Raw genomic sequence first — 13,885 nt, 5'->3', positions numbered from 1 at the left:
AAGTGAAACATCTCAGTACCCGCAGGAAGAGAAAACAACCGTGATTCCGGGAGTAGTGGCGAGCGAAACCGGATGAGGCCAAACCGTATGCGTGTGATACCCGGCAGGGGTTGCGCATGCGGGGTTGAGGGATCTCTTTTCTGTCGTCTGCCGGCGACAGGACGAGTCAGAAACCGTTGGTGTAGGCGAAGGACATGCGAAAGGTCCGGCGTAGAGGGTAAGACCCCCGTAGCTGAAACATCAACGGCTCGTTTGAGAGACACCCAAGTAGCACGGGGCCCGAGAAATCCCGTGTGAATCTGGCGGGACCACCCGTTAAGCCTAAATATTCCCTGGTGACCGATAGCGGATAGTACCGTGAGGGAATGGTGAAAAGTACCGCGGGAGCGGAGTGAAATAGTACCTGAAACCGTGTGCCTACAAGCCGTGGGAGCGTCGCTGTCATTCTTTCGGGAATGGCAGTCGTGACTGCGTGCCTTTTGAAGAATGAGCCTGCGAGTTAGCGGTGTGTAGCGAGGTTAACCCGTGTGGGGAAGCCGTAGCGAAAGCGAGTCCGAACAGGGCGATTGAGTTGCACGCTCTAGACCCGAAGCGGAGTGATCTAGCCATGGGCAGGTTGAAGCGGCTGTAAGAGGTCGTGGAGGACCGAACCCACCAGGGTTGAAAACCTGGGGGATGACCTGTGGTTAGGGGTGAAAGGCCAATCAAACTCCGTGATAGCTGGTTCTCCCCGAAATGCATTTAGGTGCAGCGTCGTGTGTTTCTTGCCGGAGGTAGAGCACTGGATAGGCGATGGGCCCTACCGGGTTACTGACCTTAGCCAAACTCCGAATGCCGGTAAGTGAGAGCACGGCAGTGAGACTGTGGGGGATAAGCTCCATGGTCGAGAGGGAAACAGCCCAGAGCATCGACTAAGGCCCCTAAGCGTACGCTAAGTGGGAAAGGATGTGGAGTCGCAGAGACAACCAGGAGGTTGGCTTAGAAGCAGCCACCCTTGAAAGAGTGCGTAATAGCTCACTGGTCAAGTGATTCCGCGCCGACAATGTAGCGGGGCTCAAGCGTACCGCCGAAGTCGTGTCATTCCAGCACATACCCCCAACGGGGGCTGGGATGGGTAGGGGAGCGTCGTGTGCCGGGTGAAGCAGCCGCGGAAGCGAGTTGTGGACGGTTCACGAGTGAGAATGCAGGCATGAGTAGCGATACACACGTGAGAAACGTGTGCGCCGATTGACTAAGGGTTCCTGGGTCAAGCTGATCTGCCCAGGGTAAGTCGGGACCTAAGGCGAGGCCGACAGGCGTAGTCGATGGACAACCGGTTGATATTCCGGTACCCGCTTTGAAACGCCCAATACTGAATCAGACGATGCTATGCCCGTGAAGCCGTTCCGGACCCTTCGGGGAAAGGAAAGTGGTGGAGCCGGCGACCCAGATCTGTACTAGGTAAGCGATGGGGTGACGCAGGAAGGTAGTCCAGCCCGGGCGGTGGTAGTCCCGGGGTAAGGGTGTAGGCCGTGTGATAGGCAAATCCGTCACACATTGAGGCTGAGACCTGATGCCGAGCCGATTGTGGTGAAGTGGATGATCCTATGCTGTCGAGAAAAGCCTCTAGCGAGTTTCATGGCGGCCCGTACCCTAAACCGACTCAGGTGGTCAGGTAGAGAATACCGAGGCGTTCGGGTGAACTATGGTTAAGGAACTCGGCAAAATGCCCCCGTAACTTCGGGAGAAGGGGGGCCATCACTGGTGATCCGTTTTACACGGTGAGCTGGGGGTGGCCGCAGAGACCAGCGAGAAGCGACTGTTTACTAAAAACACAGGTCCGTGCGAAGCCGTAAGGCGATGTATACGGACTGACGCCTGCCCGGTGCTGGAACGTTAAGGGGACCGGTTAGTGCACTTTTGGGTGTGCGAAGCTGAGAACTTAAGCGCCAGTAAACGGCGGTGGTAACTATAACCATCCTAAGGTAGCGAAATTCCTTGTCGGGTAAGTTCCGACCTGCACGAATGGCGTAACGACTTCTCGACTGTCTCAACCATAGGCCCGGTGAAATTGCACTACGAGTAAAGATGCTCGTTTCGCGCAGAAGGACGGAAAGACCCCGGGACCTTTACTACAGTTTGATATTGGTGTTCGGTTCGGCTTGTGTAGGATAGGTGGGAGACTGTGAAGCTGTGACGCCAGTCATGGTGGAGTCGCCGTTGAAATACCACTCTGGTCGTGCTGGATGTCTAACCTCGGTCCGTGATCCGGATCAGGGACAGTGTCTGATGGGTAGTTTAACTGGGGCGGTTGCCTCCTAAAGAGTAACGGAGGCGCCCAAAGGTTCCCTCAGCCTGGTTGGCAATCAGGTGTTGAGTGTAAGTGCACAAGGGAGCTTGACTGTGAGACCGACGGGTCGAGCAGGGACGAAAGTCGGGACTAGTGATCCGGCAGTGGCTTGTGGAAGCGCTGTCGCTCAACGGATAAAAGGTACCCCGGGGATAACAGGCTGATCTTCCCCAAGAGTCCATATCGACGGGATGGTTTGGCACCTCGATGTCGGCTCGTCGCATCCTGGGGCTGGAGTCGGTCCCAAGGGTTGGGCTGTTCGCCCATTAAAGCGGTACGCGAGCTGGGTTTAGAACGTCGTGAGACAGTTCGGTCCCTATCCTCTGTGCGCGTAGGAATATTGAGAAGGGCTGTCCCTAGTACGAGAGGACCGGGACGGACGAACCTCTGGTGTGCCAGTTGTCCTGCCAAGGGCATGGCTGGTTGGCTACGTTCGGAAAGGATAACCGCTGAAAGCATCTAAGCGGGAAGCCTGCTTCGAGATGAGTATTCCCACCCCCTTTGAGGGGTTAAGGCTCCCAGTAGACGACTGGGTTGATAGGCCAGATGTGGAAGCCCGGTAACGGGTGGAGCTGACTGGTACTAATAGGCCGAGGGCTTGTCCTCAGTTGCTCGCGTCCACTGTGTTAGTTCTGAAATAACGAACAGTCCTGTGTTTACAGCCAGGTGTTCAGTGTTTCATAGTGTTTCGGTGGTCATAGCGTTAGGGAAACGCCCGGTTACATTCCGAACCCGGAAGCTAAGCCTTTCCGCGCCGATGGTACTGCAGGGGGGACCCTGTGGGAGAGTAGGACGCCGCCGGACAATTATTGCGAAGAGCCCCGTGCCGGGGATACCGGTACGGGGCTCTTCTGCGTTCAGGAGCAGGATACGGCGGACGCCGCCCCTGCGCGCGAGCCGGCTGAGGCCAGACCGAGCCAGGTGTGCGGGTTGCCTTCCCAGCACCAACCGAGCTTCGGAGCACCCTTGCTGATCCAGAGTGCCGGTACGCGCCTGTCCTTGTTGCCGAGGCGGGTACCGGAGAGGGAGTAGCACTTGTTCTTGGCGAGTGTGGCGGGAAAGTGGGTGAGGAGGGCGATGCCTTCCTCCATGGTGAGGCCGGTGCGGTTGCGCGCTGCGACTGTCGCCATGGCGTCCAGCGGGACCACCCCGCAGAACTCCTCCCCCCGGTCGACGTCGAAGACGACGTACACGGCCTCGTCGGGCAGGGAGAGCGACTTCAACGCGACAAACTGCTCCAGCTCGCCGGGCTTGTAGAACCGTTCGATGACGCCGGGCTTCTGCTTTCCCGCGAGGGTGGTCAGGGGAACGGACTCCTCGATCGGTACGAGGGCACGCGTCACGACGAGGACGAACGGAACACGGCCCTCGGTCGGTGCGGTCATGGTCGACGCTCGTTCCAGTACCGGCTTGCGCAGCGGTTCCAACAGTTCGCGGAACCCGAGATCGCTCCGGTCTGCCAGGGCGGGGTAACCCTTGCTGAGCATCGTCTGGACCTGACGGTCGAACTCGGAGCCTGCGTCGAACTCGATCACGTATGGGTGACCTCTCCTCGGAAATTTACGACGGACGCAAAAGTAGTCTCGACGACTGAGGTATGTCAAGGGTAATTTTACGTCGGAGGTAGGATCGCTTGTGTCGCGTGTGGCGGCAGTAGTTCGGCCGCAGGGGCGACGGGTGGCCGACTGGGAGACAGAACGAGTCTGCGCAGGGCGCGTCAGAGACAAGGAGATCGGACAGTGACAGCAGTGGCGACGGGACTGCGTGAGTCCAAGAAGCAGGAGACCAGGCAGCTCATCTCCGACCATGCGACCAGGCTCTTCGTCGAGAACGGCTTCGAAGAGACGACTATCGCGGAGATCGCGGCGGCCTCCCGGGTCGCGAAGAAGACGGTGACCAATTACTTCCCTCGCAAGGAGGACTTGGCGTTCGACCGTCAGGAGGAGTTCGTCGAGGGGCTCGCCCGTACGGTCGCCGGGAGGCGGGAGGGCGAGTCCGCACTCGGGGCCTTGCGGCGGGCGTTCCAGGCCGGAGCCGAGCGGCAGGACCCGGTGCTGGGGTTCGCGGGGGAGAGGTTCACGCGGATGATCACCGAGAGCCCCACGCTCACGGCCCGGCTGCGGGACCTGCACGAGCGGCGTGAGGAGGCACTCTTCCGCGTACTCGCGGCGGAGGTGGGGGCGGTCGAGGGGGATCTCGGCCCCCGGGCGGTGGCGGCCCAACTGGGCTCCACAGGACGAGTGTTGTTCCAGCGAATCATGGAGCTGACGCTGGACGGCCAGCCGGACGACCGTATTGGCGCGATCATCGCCGACGACGCTCGTCAGGTGTTCGACCTCCTGGAGAGGGCGCTCGGCGACTACGCGGTCAAGTGAGGTGTACCGGGGCGGCAGTGGTGGGTGCCCTCGGCGGAGTCAGCCGTCGGACGGGCGCGTGCGTTTGTCGTGCGTGGGGTCGCGAAGCGCTGCGACCGACGCGAGTTGCGCCGGCAGGCCGACCGTCCACGGCGGTGTCGGTGTCCACCTGCGCAACTCGGCCCCCGTAGCGCATTCGGCCACCTGGTAGTCCCGCCCGGCCGCCGGAGCGTGCACACCTCGTGGGAAACGACGTGCAGATCACACCACGGCGCGGGTCCGAGGCGGCCAGGTGCCGGAATGCGTTGCGGTGGACGTAGCAGAGACAGGTCTCGCGTCGGTCCACCCTCATCGCGCTGCTGTGCGCGGTGGTCCGGGGCAGTTGCGCTCGCTGTCGGCGTGGGTGGGTGCGCGTCTCGCCGTTGGCGGCGGGCTCGAACGCGCATCATGACGTTCGGCACGCTGTGCGTCCTGCCGTTCGGCCTGGTCGAGCGACCGAAGCTCACGGGCATGCGGTACGTCCGGCAGTTCCTCGCCCTCATGACGACGTACGCCATCGGCAGCAGAAAGGTCCGAGGTACTGGTCTTCGGGTTCGCTCTGGCGATGCTCTCCTCCCTGGGGCCTGCCGTACACCTGTGAGAGGGAGACCCCGCGCCCTGACCGCGCCGGTCGTCCGGGGCTGGTGAGTCCGGAGCCGGCGATCGGAGCCGGTCGTCACTCTCGTCGCCATGGGCGGGCCCTTCGCTCTGCTCCAGGCGCTCGGGTCGGTGGCGGCCGTCACCGCATTGATCGGCGTCGACCGAAGCGCCCGCGCCTCGCCGCGGAGCCGCCGCCTGCTCCAGGGACGCCGCATAGGCACACTGCCGGTGCGAACACTGGAGTCACGCAGCGATCGGCGCGGGGAGAGGGCGGTGTCGGCAGGCCGTACCCGACGGCTCGGCAGGGCTCCGGGGCCTGCCTGACGCCCGGCTCGGCAGGGCTCCGGAGCCTGTTCGACGTTCACGCCCGGCTCGGCAGCGGTCCGGAGCGCCGCTCGACACCGCGCTCAGCGTCCCGGAGGACGCCTCGTGCACCCGCGGCCAGTGCCCTGCGCGAGGTGCTGGGCGTAGCCTCGTCTCAGCACTCGATGACGTTGACCGCCAGCCCGCCCCGCGCCGTCTCCTTGTACTTCACCTTCATGTCGGCACCGGTCTCCTTCATGGTCTTGATGACCTTGTCGAGGGAGACCTTGTGGCTGCCGTCGCCGCGCATGGCCATCTTCGCGGCGGTGACGGCCTTGACCGCGGCCATGCCGTTGCGTTCGATGCAGGGGATCTGGACCAGGCCGCCGACCGGGTCGCAGGTGAGGCCGAGGTTGTGCTCCATGCCGATCTCGGCTGCGTTCTCGACCTGTTCGGGGGTGCCGCCCAGGACCTCGGCGAGGGCGCCTGCCGCCATGGAGCACGCGGAGCCGACCTCGCCCTGGCAGCCGACCTCGGCGCCGGAGATGGAGGCGTTCTCCTTGAACAGCATGCCGATGGCGCCCGCCGCGAGGAGGAAGCGGACGACGCCGTCCTCGTCGGCGTTGGGCACGAAGTTCATGTAGAAGTGCAGGACGGCGGGGATGATGCCGGCCGCGCCGTTGGTGGGGGCGGTGACGACCCGGCCGCCGGCGGCGTTCTCCTCGTTGACGGCCATGGCGTACAGGGTGACCCATTCCATGGCGTGAGCCTTGGGGTCGCCGTCGGCGCGGAGCTGACGGGCCGAGTTGGCGGCGCGGCGGCGGACCTTGAGGCCGCCCGGCAGGATGCCCTCGCGGGACATGCCGCGCGAGACGCAGGCCTGCATGACGCGCCATATCTCCAGGAGGCCCTCGCGGATCTCTTCCTCGGTGCGCCAGGACTTCTCGTTCTCCAGCATCAGGGAGGAGATGGAGAGGCCGGTCTCGTGCGCGAGGCGCAGCAGCTCGTCGCCGGTGCGGAAGGGGTACTTGAGGGCTGTGTCGTCGGGGACGATCGGGTTCTCGCCCGCGACGGCGTCCTCGTCGACGACGAAGCCGCCGCCGACCGAGTAGTAGGTCTTTTCCAGGAGGGGGGCGCCCGCCGCGTCGTACGCGAAGAGGGTCATTCCGTTCGCGTGGTACGGCAGGGAGCGGCGGCGGTGCAGGATCAGCTGGTTGGGCTCGTCGAAGTCGATCTCATGGGCCTCGCCGATGTCCGCGCCGAGCAGGCGCAGGCGGCCGGAAGTGCGGATCCGCTCGACCTCGGCGTCGGCGTTCTCGACGTCGACGGTGCGCGGGGAGTGCCCCTCCAGGCCGAGGAGCACGGCCTTGGGCGTGCCGTGGCCGTGGCCGGTGGCGCCGAGGGAGCCGAAGAGCTCGGCCCGCACGGACGTGGTCTGGGCGAGCAGGCCGTCCTTCTTCAGGCGTCCCACGAACATGCGGGCGGCCCGCATGGGGCCCACCGTGTGGGAGCTGGACGGGCCTATGCCGATCGAGAACAGGTCGAAGACCGAGATGGCCACAGCAGAACTCCTCAGAAGGGTGGCGGACGCCGTTGTCCGTCGGGCGGAACAGGTGCGCTTCTCGTGTTCCCCGCACGCCTCGGACAATGAGGCGCAAGGGACGGGGCACCGCACTCACTGTCCAGTGTGCGCGGTGCCCCGTTTTTACGTATTGCTGGATTTGGGCGTACAGGTAAAGCCTACGGAACTGTTCCGTGCGGCTTCGGCCCGGGTTACTTCAGGCCCGGGTAGAGCGGGTGCTTGTCCGCCAGCGCGGAGACCCGGGCGGAGAGCGCCTTGACGTCGTACGAGGGCTTCAGGGCCTCCGCGATGATGTCGGCGACCTCGGTGAAGTCCTCGTTCCGGAATCCGCGGGTGGCGAGGGCGGGGGTGCCGATGCGCAGGCCCGAGGTGACCATCGGGGGACGGGGGTCGTTCGGGATGGCGTTGCGGTTGACCGTGATGCCGACCTCGTGGAGGCGGTCCTCCGCCTGCTGGCCGTCCAGGTCCGAGTTGCGCAGGTCCACCAGGACCAGGTGCACGTCGGTGCCGCCGGACAGGACGGACACGCCGTGCTCGGTGACGTCCGACTGCACCAGGCGCTCGGCGAGGATGCGGGCGCCGTCCAGGGTGCGCTGCTGGCGCTCCTTGAACTCGGGCGTGGCGGCGACCTTGAAGGAGACCGCCTTGGCCGCGATGACGTGCTCCAGCGGGCCGCCCTGCTGGCCGGGGAAGACCGCCGAGTTGATCTTCTTGGCGAGTTCCTGGGTGGAGAGGATCACGCCGCCGCGCGGACCGCCGAGGGTCTTGTGCGTCGTGGTGGTGACCACGTGGGCGTGCGGGACCGGGTTGGGGTGCAGCCCGGCCGCGACGAGACCCGCGAAGTGCGCCATGTCGACCATCAGGTACGCGCCGACCTCGTCCGCGATCTCGCGGAACTTGGCGAAGTCCAGCTGGCGCGGGTACGCGGACCAGCCGGCCACGATCAGCTTCGGCTGGTTCTCCTTGGCGAGGCGGGCGACCTCCTCCATGTCCACGACGCCGGACTCGTCGACGTGGTACGGCACCACGTTGTAGAGCTTGCCGGAGAAGTTGATCTTCATGCCGTGGGTCAGGTGACCGCCGTGGGCCAGGTTCAGGCCCATGATCGTGTCGCCCGGCTTGAGCAGCGCGAACATCGCGGCGGCGTTGGCCTGCGCACCCGAGTGCGGCTGGACGTTCGCGTGCTCGGCGCCGAAGAGCGCCTTGATGCGGTCGATCGCGATCTGCTCGACGACATCGACGTGCTCGCAGCCGCCGTAGTAGCGGCGGCCCGGGTAGCCCTCGGCGTACTTGTTGGTGAGGACCGAGCCCTGGGCCTCCATGACCGCGACCGGGGCGAAGTTCTCCGAGGCGATCATTTCGAGGGTGGACTGCTGGCGGTGGAGCTCGGCGTCGACTGCGGCGGCGACGTCCGGGTCCAGCTCGTGGAGGGAGGAGTTCAGAAGCGACATCAGACGAGTCCCTAGGGGTTCGGGCGTTTCAGGTGCCGGCGTTCTCAGCTGCCGGAAAGCGCGGTGTACTCGTCGGCGGAGAGCAGGTCCTCGGGCTTCTCCGTGACGCGCACCTTGAACAGCCAGCCGCCCTCGAACGGGGCGGTGTTCACCAGCGACGGGTCGTCCACGACGTCCTGGTTGGCCTCCGTGACCTCGCCGGTCACCGGGGCGTACAGGTCGCTGACGGACTTCGTCGACTCCAGCTCGCCACAGGTCTCGCCCGCGGTGACCGTGTCGCCGACCTCGGGGAGCTGGGCGTAGACGACGTCACCGAGCGCGTTGGCCGCGAACTCCGTGATGCCGACCGTCGCGACGCCGTCCTCGGACGTCGCGACCCACTCGTGCTCCTTGCTGTAACGCAGCTGCTGGGGGTTGCTCATGGCTGAATTCTCCTGGATGCGGGGGAGTGCTGAGGAACAGGGTCTTACGTGATGAGACGGGCGTACGCCTCCGATGATGCGGCGTGCGTCACTTCTGGCGCTTGTAGAACGGCAGCGCCACGACCTGGTACGGCTCGTGCGTGCCGCGGATGTCGACGCCGACGCCCGTCGTGCCGGGAGCCGCGTGCGCGGCGTCGGCGTACGCCATCGCGATCGGCTTGCCCAGGGTCGGGGAGGGCGCGCCCGAGGTCACCTCGCCGACGACGCGGCCGTCGGCGACGACCTGGTAGCCGGAGCGCGGGACGCGGCGGCCCTCGGCGATCAGGCCCACCAGCTTGCGGGGCGGCGCGGACTCGGCCCGCTCGGCGGCAGCCTCCAGGGCGTCGCGGCCGACGAAGTCGCCGTCCTTCTCGAACTTGACGACCCGGCCGAGGCCCGCGTCGAAGGGGGTGAGCTTCGTCGTGAGCTCGTTGCCGTACAGCGGCATGCCCGCCTCCAGGCGCAGTGTGTCGCGGCAGGAGAGACCGCAGGGGATCAGGCCGACGCCCGCACCCGCCTCGGTCAGCGCCCGCCAGAGCTTCTCCGCGTGCTGCGGCTCGACGAACAACTCGAAGCCGTCCTCGCCGGTGTAGCCCGTACGGGCGATCAGCGCGGGGACGCCGGCCACGGTGCCGGGAAGGCCCGCGTAGTACTTGAGGCCGTCCAGGTCGGCGTCGGTGACGGACTTCAGGATGCCGGAGGACTCGGGGCCCTGAACGGCGAGCAGGGCGTACGCGTCGCGGTCGTCCCGTACGACGGCGTCGAAGCCCTCGGCGCGGGCCGTCAGGGCGTCCAGCACGACCTGGGCGTTGCCGGCGTTGGCGACGACCATGTACTCGGCGTCGGCGAGGCGGTAGACGATCAGGTCGTCGAGGATGCCGCCGTCCTCCTGGCAGATCATCGTGTACCGGGCGCGGCCGGGGCCCACGGTGCCGATGTTGCCGACGAGGGCGAAGTTCAGCAGGTCGACGGCCTGCGGACCGGTCACCGTGATCTCGCCCATGTGGGACAGGTCGAAGAGCCCGGCCTGCGTACGGACGGCGTTGTGCTCGTCGCGCTCCGAGGCGTACCGCAGCGGCATGTCCCAGCCCGCGAAGTCGGTCATGGTCGCACCGAGAGAGCGGTGCAGGGCGTCGAGGGCGGTCTTGCGAGGGGCAGCGGTGCTCATGAGGAAAGACTCCCAGGGCATGACGACGAGGACTGTCCTCCCCATCTGTCATCGGAACCTGAGAGGTTCGCCGCCGCATCCGCATGCGTCCGGCTTGCACCTTGGGTGGGGCCGCCCGGGGCGGCCCGCTTTTCAGATCTGCCTCGCCCGCGCGGTACGGGGCCTGAGAGATTCAAGGGAGGAGCTTGCTCCTTCGGCGTCCGGGGCACTGCTGCCCCGAACTCTCCCGCGCGGGTTCATTCGGCCGTTGTGAAGTTGGGTGATGCGCAGGGGGTGCCTGGCGCGCACATCATTGCACGCCCCCCCACGTCGGCAAATCGCTTGTCCCGTATTGCCTTTTCTTTACACTTCTTGGGCAAGGGTGAGGGTGTACCCGGCAGGGGGAGGGGTGAGGGCGTTGCAGCAGTCCAGCGGTCTGGCATGCGGGGTCGCCACGGCGGGGGTGGAGGCCGGCCTGCCGGCGGGCGCGAGGACGGTACGGCCGGGCCCGGCTCCGGTGGTCCGCGACCTCAGGGAACGGTCGGGGCGCAGCCCGCGCCGACTGATGTTCACGACCGGTGACGTGGTGGTGGTGTCCGGGCTGCCCGGCAGCGGCAAGTCCACGCTGATCCGGCGCGCGGCGACCGGGGTGCGGACGATCGACTCGCAGGACGTGCGGGAGCGCTGGGCCGAGCGGGTGCCGGACCGGCTTCCGTACGCCCTCTACCGGCCGCTGGTGCGGCTCGCGCACTACGCGGGGCTGCGGAGCGTGCTGCGCTCCGGGGCGAGCGTCGTCGTGCACGACTGCGGCACACAGGCATGGGTACGGCGGTGGCTGGCGCGCGAGGCGCGGCGGCGGGGCCGCGGGCTGCGCCTGGTCCTGCTGGACGTGGCGCCGGAGGTGGCCAGGGACGGACAGCGGGAGCGCGGACGCGGAGTGTCCGGCTACGCCTTCGCCCGGCACCGCAAGGCCGTCGGCACCCTGGTGCGCGACGCGGAGAACGAACGGCTGCCCGCGGGATGCGCCTCGGCGGTACTGCTCGACCGGGAGGCGGCGGCGGCCCTGCGGGAGATCGGCTTCGAGGGGGCCTGAGGGGTACGGGGACGGGGGCGGCCGGACCCCGGCTAGGCTCGTTCGCGCAGCGTGGGAGCGGGTGGAAGCCGAGAAGGGGAACGGTCCGTGGAGATACCGGAGACGAACGGCGCGTACGACGGAGCGGGGCCGGGCCCGTACGGCACCCCGGGTCCGTACGGCGTGCCGGAGGCGGGCGGCACATCGGGCCCGTACGGCGTGCAGGAGGCGGACGGCACGCAGGGCCCGTACGGCGCACCCGACCCGTACGGCGTGCAGGAGACGGGCGGAGCGCAGGGCGCGTACGGCACGCCGGGGCCGGGCGGGGCGCAGGGCGGGCCCCCCGCGGATGCCGACTGGCCCGGCAACGAGCTCGAAGAGGTGCTCGTCGCCTCCCTGGGCAGTCCCGCCGCCGGCCCCCGCATCGTCGAGGTCCTCGCCCGCAGCTCCCTGTGGGTTCCGCTGCCCAACGGCGGCGGCCCCGACAGCGGACCCCTCGACCTGCCCACCACGGAACTCGACGGCCAGGCGTACGTCCCCGTCTTCAGCTCCGAGCAGCAGTTCCGCCGCGTCGCCGGCCCCCGCATGCCGTTCGCGGTCGCGCCCGCCGTGCAGTTCGCCCGGGGGCTGCCGCCGCAGCTGGGCATCGTGGTGAACCCCGAGGGCGCCGTCGGCGTGCCGCTGCCGCCGCCCGCCGTGGCCGAACTGTGCAGGGCGGGACGTACGCCGCTGGACGGGCCGGCCACCGGGGGCCGGGTGCGGCTCTTCGAACCGGACTGGCAGGACGAACCGGTCGACTTCCTGGCCGCCGCGGCAGGCGAGTTCCAGCAGAGCGGCACCGTGGTGACCGCGCGCCGGACGCTCGCCAGCGTCGAGGGCGGGGATCCGGAGCTGTTCGTCGGCGTACAGCTCTCGTCGTGGGAGGCGGCGGACCGCAACGCGCCGATGGACGCGCTGGGCCGGGCGCTGGGACGCGAGTCCGTGCAGTGGCCGGTGCACCTGCTGCTGCTCGACATGGCGCAGGACCCGGTGGCCGACTGGATGCTGGAGCGGGTGCGGCCCTTCTACCAGAGGGAGAACTGAGCCGGGACCGCAGCTGCGGCCGCCCGGCGCGCGAGGAGGGCCGACGCGGCTCGGGGGAGTGCCGAGCCCGGCCCGCGGGGAGCGTGCGCCCGGCTCGGGGGAGCGCGTGTCCGACCGGGAAGGCCCCGGGCCCGCCGTACGGGAGCACCGTCGTCACCCCGGTTCACGGAGAGGACCGAAGACTTCGGTGCGGACTACGGCCCGGTGTCAGCAGAGCCGCTTAAGCTGGTTGGATGACCTCGCCACACGGGGCGATCCGTTCGCGTGTGGCCGGCGTCGACACGGTGAATCGAAGAGGGGCGGGACCCAGGGTGAGCGCGTCAGGCACCGCGGCGGCCGGACAGGTCGAGCACATGCTGCGCCAGGTGACCCCCGGGCGGTTCGACGCGTACGAGGCGCTGCTGCACGCCCTCGGTGACGGCAAGCTGTGGATGCTGCTCTGGCACGGCACCGCGGGGTCCCCCGACGCCCAGTACGGGAACATGGAGGTCGACGGCTACGGTTACGCGCCCTGCGTCACCTCTGCCCAGGAGCTCGCCGCGAGCGGCTGGAACCGGGCGTACGAAGTGTCCACCGGCATCGACCTGGCCCGCGCGCTCTACCCCGACCGCTGGGGCGTCTGGCTCAATCCGCACGCCCCCGGCGGCGGCGTCGGCATCCCCTGGCTCGACCTGCGGCGCATCGCCACCGGTCTCGACCGGATGCCCGCCGGACCCCTGCGGATGTCCGAACCCGCTCTGGACATCCCGCAGTTCTATGCCCAGCTGTCGCAGAACGCCCATCGCACCCCGGCGGTCCGGGCGCTCAGCCGCGCCTGGGTGCAGCCGGCGCTCGGCGCCCCCTACCTCGCCATCGGCCTCGACCTGTACGACACCGGCCGGCAGTCGGTGGAGGCGGTGCGGGCGATGATGCAGCAGTCCATCGGCGTCGTCCCGGACGGGCTGCCGGTGTCCACGGTGGCGATGACCGACGAGCACGACCCGGTCGGCATGTGGCTGCGCGCCAACGCCCGCCCGTTCTACGACCGCGACGCGCACGCCCCGGCTCCGACCGGTGCTCCGGGGTACGGCTACCCCCCGTCGCGGGCGTACTGAGACGCCTGCCCAAGCCCTCCCGCAGGACAGGACCCGGGGTGTGGCGCGCAGTTGACGCCTGTGCCAAAGCCCTCCCCGCGGGACGAAGCTCCCTGTACCCGGCGTGCAGTTGTGACCTGTACCCAAGTCCTCCCCGACGCCTTGGAACTCCCTGCACGGCGCGCAGTTGCGACCTGTGCCAAAGCCCTCCCCGCGGGGCAAAACCCCTTGCGCGGCGTGAAGTTGGTGTCTGTACCAATTTGACTGCTATGCGCGGCAGTTGAGACGTCATGCAGGATGTTGATCCCAATTGCCCCCTGTTCGCCCGGCGTTATTGCCCGTCCGGATACCGGAACACCGCAGAAAGCGTCACGGTTGCGCATCCTTTGGC

The 13,885-nt window shown here is 67.4% G+C and carries 9 protein-coding genes, 2 rRNA genes and 2 riboswitches (1 of these 13 running past the window's edge); of the genes, 6 read left to right on the top strand and 5 right to left on the bottom strand.

What is annotated here, in order from left to right:
- Positions 1–2,935, top strand: a 23S ribosomal RNA gene (locus tag ACQPZG_RS10665); it begins 192 nt to the left of the window's first position.
- An 81-nt stretch (positions 2,936–3,016) separates the two neighbouring features.
- Positions 3,017–3,133 (top strand): 5S ribosomal RNA (rrf, locus tag ACQPZG_RS10660).
- A gap of 53 nt (positions 3,134–3,186) precedes the next feature.
- On the opposite strand, the gene ACQPZG_RS10655 is transcribed toward rrf, so the two are convergent.
- Positions 3,187–3,864, bottom strand: a complete 678-nt coding sequence (locus tag ACQPZG_RS10655; protein WP_433545566.1) for a DUF5701 family protein — start codon at positions 3,862–3,864, stop codon at positions 3,187–3,189.
- A 204-nt stretch (positions 3,865–4,068) separates the two neighbouring features.
- Here ACQPZG_RS10655 and ACQPZG_RS10650 point away from each other — a divergent pair, with 204 nt between their 5' ends.
- Positions 4,069–4,704: a TetR/AcrR family transcriptional regulator gene (locus tag ACQPZG_RS10650; protein WP_433545565.1), complete on the top strand. Its 636-nt coding sequence runs from the start codon at positions 4,069–4,071 to the stop codon at positions 4,702–4,704.
- A 1,096-nt stretch (positions 4,705–5,800) separates the two neighbouring features.
- Here the strand turns inward: ACQPZG_RS10650 and ACQPZG_RS10645 are convergent.
- The 4 genes from ACQPZG_RS10645 to gcvT all read right to left on the bottom strand — a co-directional run bounded on the left by ACQPZG_RS10645 (position 5,801) and on the right by gcvT (position 10,287).
- Positions 5,801–7,186, bottom strand: a complete 1,386-nt coding sequence (locus tag ACQPZG_RS10645) for an L-serine ammonia-lyase (protein ID WP_433545564.1) — start codon at positions 7,184–7,186, stop codon at positions 5,801–5,803.
- Positions 7,187–7,398: 212 nt separating this feature from the next.
- Positions 7,399–8,658, bottom strand: a complete 1,260-nt coding sequence (gene glyA / locus ACQPZG_RS10640; RefSeq protein ID WP_433545563.1) for a serine hydroxymethyltransferase — start codon at positions 8,656–8,658, stop codon at positions 7,399–7,401.
- A 44-nt stretch (positions 8,659–8,702) separates the two neighbouring features.
- Positions 8,703–9,080 carry a glycine cleavage system protein GcvH gene (gcvH, locus tag ACQPZG_RS10635; protein ID WP_433545562.1) on the bottom strand — a complete coding sequence of 126 codons (378 nt, stop codon included), beginning with the start codon at positions 9,078–9,080 and terminating at the stop codon, positions 8,703–8,705.
- An 88-nt stretch (positions 9,081–9,168) separates the two neighbouring features.
- Positions 9,169–10,287, bottom strand: a complete 1,119-nt coding sequence (gene gcvT, locus ACQPZG_RS10630) for a glycine cleavage system aminomethyltransferase GcvT (RefSeq protein ID WP_433545561.1) — start codon at positions 10,285–10,287, stop codon at positions 9,169–9,171.
- A gap of 35 nt (positions 10,288–10,322) precedes the next feature.
- A riboswitch (glycine riboswitch) is annotated at positions 10,323–10,429 on the bottom strand.
- Positions 10,430–10,526: riboswitch (glycine riboswitch) on the bottom strand. It abuts the riboswitch before it with no gap.
- Between the two features lie 158 nt (positions 10,527–10,684).
- On the opposite strand from gcvT, the gene ACQPZG_RS10625 reads away from it, so the two are divergent.
- The 3 genes from ACQPZG_RS10625 (at position 10,685) to ACQPZG_RS10615 (ending at position 13,515) form a co-directional block, all read left to right on the top strand.
- Positions 10,685–11,359, top strand: a complete 675-nt coding sequence (locus ACQPZG_RS10625; protein ID WP_433545560.1) for an AAA family ATPase — start codon at positions 10,685–10,687, stop codon at positions 11,357–11,359.
- Between the two features lie 360 nt (positions 11,360–11,719).
- Positions 11,720–12,421 carry an enhanced serine sensitivity protein SseB gene (locus tag ACQPZG_RS10620; protein ID WP_433549348.1) on the top strand — a complete coding sequence of 234 codons (702 nt, stop codon included), beginning with the start codon at positions 11,720–11,722 and terminating at the stop codon, positions 12,419–12,421.
- A 311-nt stretch (positions 12,422–12,732) separates the two neighbouring features.
- Positions 12,733–13,515, top strand: a complete 783-nt coding sequence (locus ACQPZG_RS10615) for an enhanced serine sensitivity protein SseB C-terminal domain-containing protein (RefSeq protein WP_433545559.1) — start codon at positions 12,733–12,735, stop codon at positions 13,513–13,515.
- Positions 13,516–13,885 lie beyond the last annotated feature (370 nt).

The organism is Streptomyces sp. CA-294286 (assembly GCF_050947155.1).
Taxonomy (GTDB): Bacteria; Actinomycetota; Actinomycetes; order Streptomycetales; family Streptomycetaceae; genus Streptomyces.
Note: the sequence above shows the minus strand (reverse complement) of the source record. Positions and strands in the feature narration are given on the sequence as shown.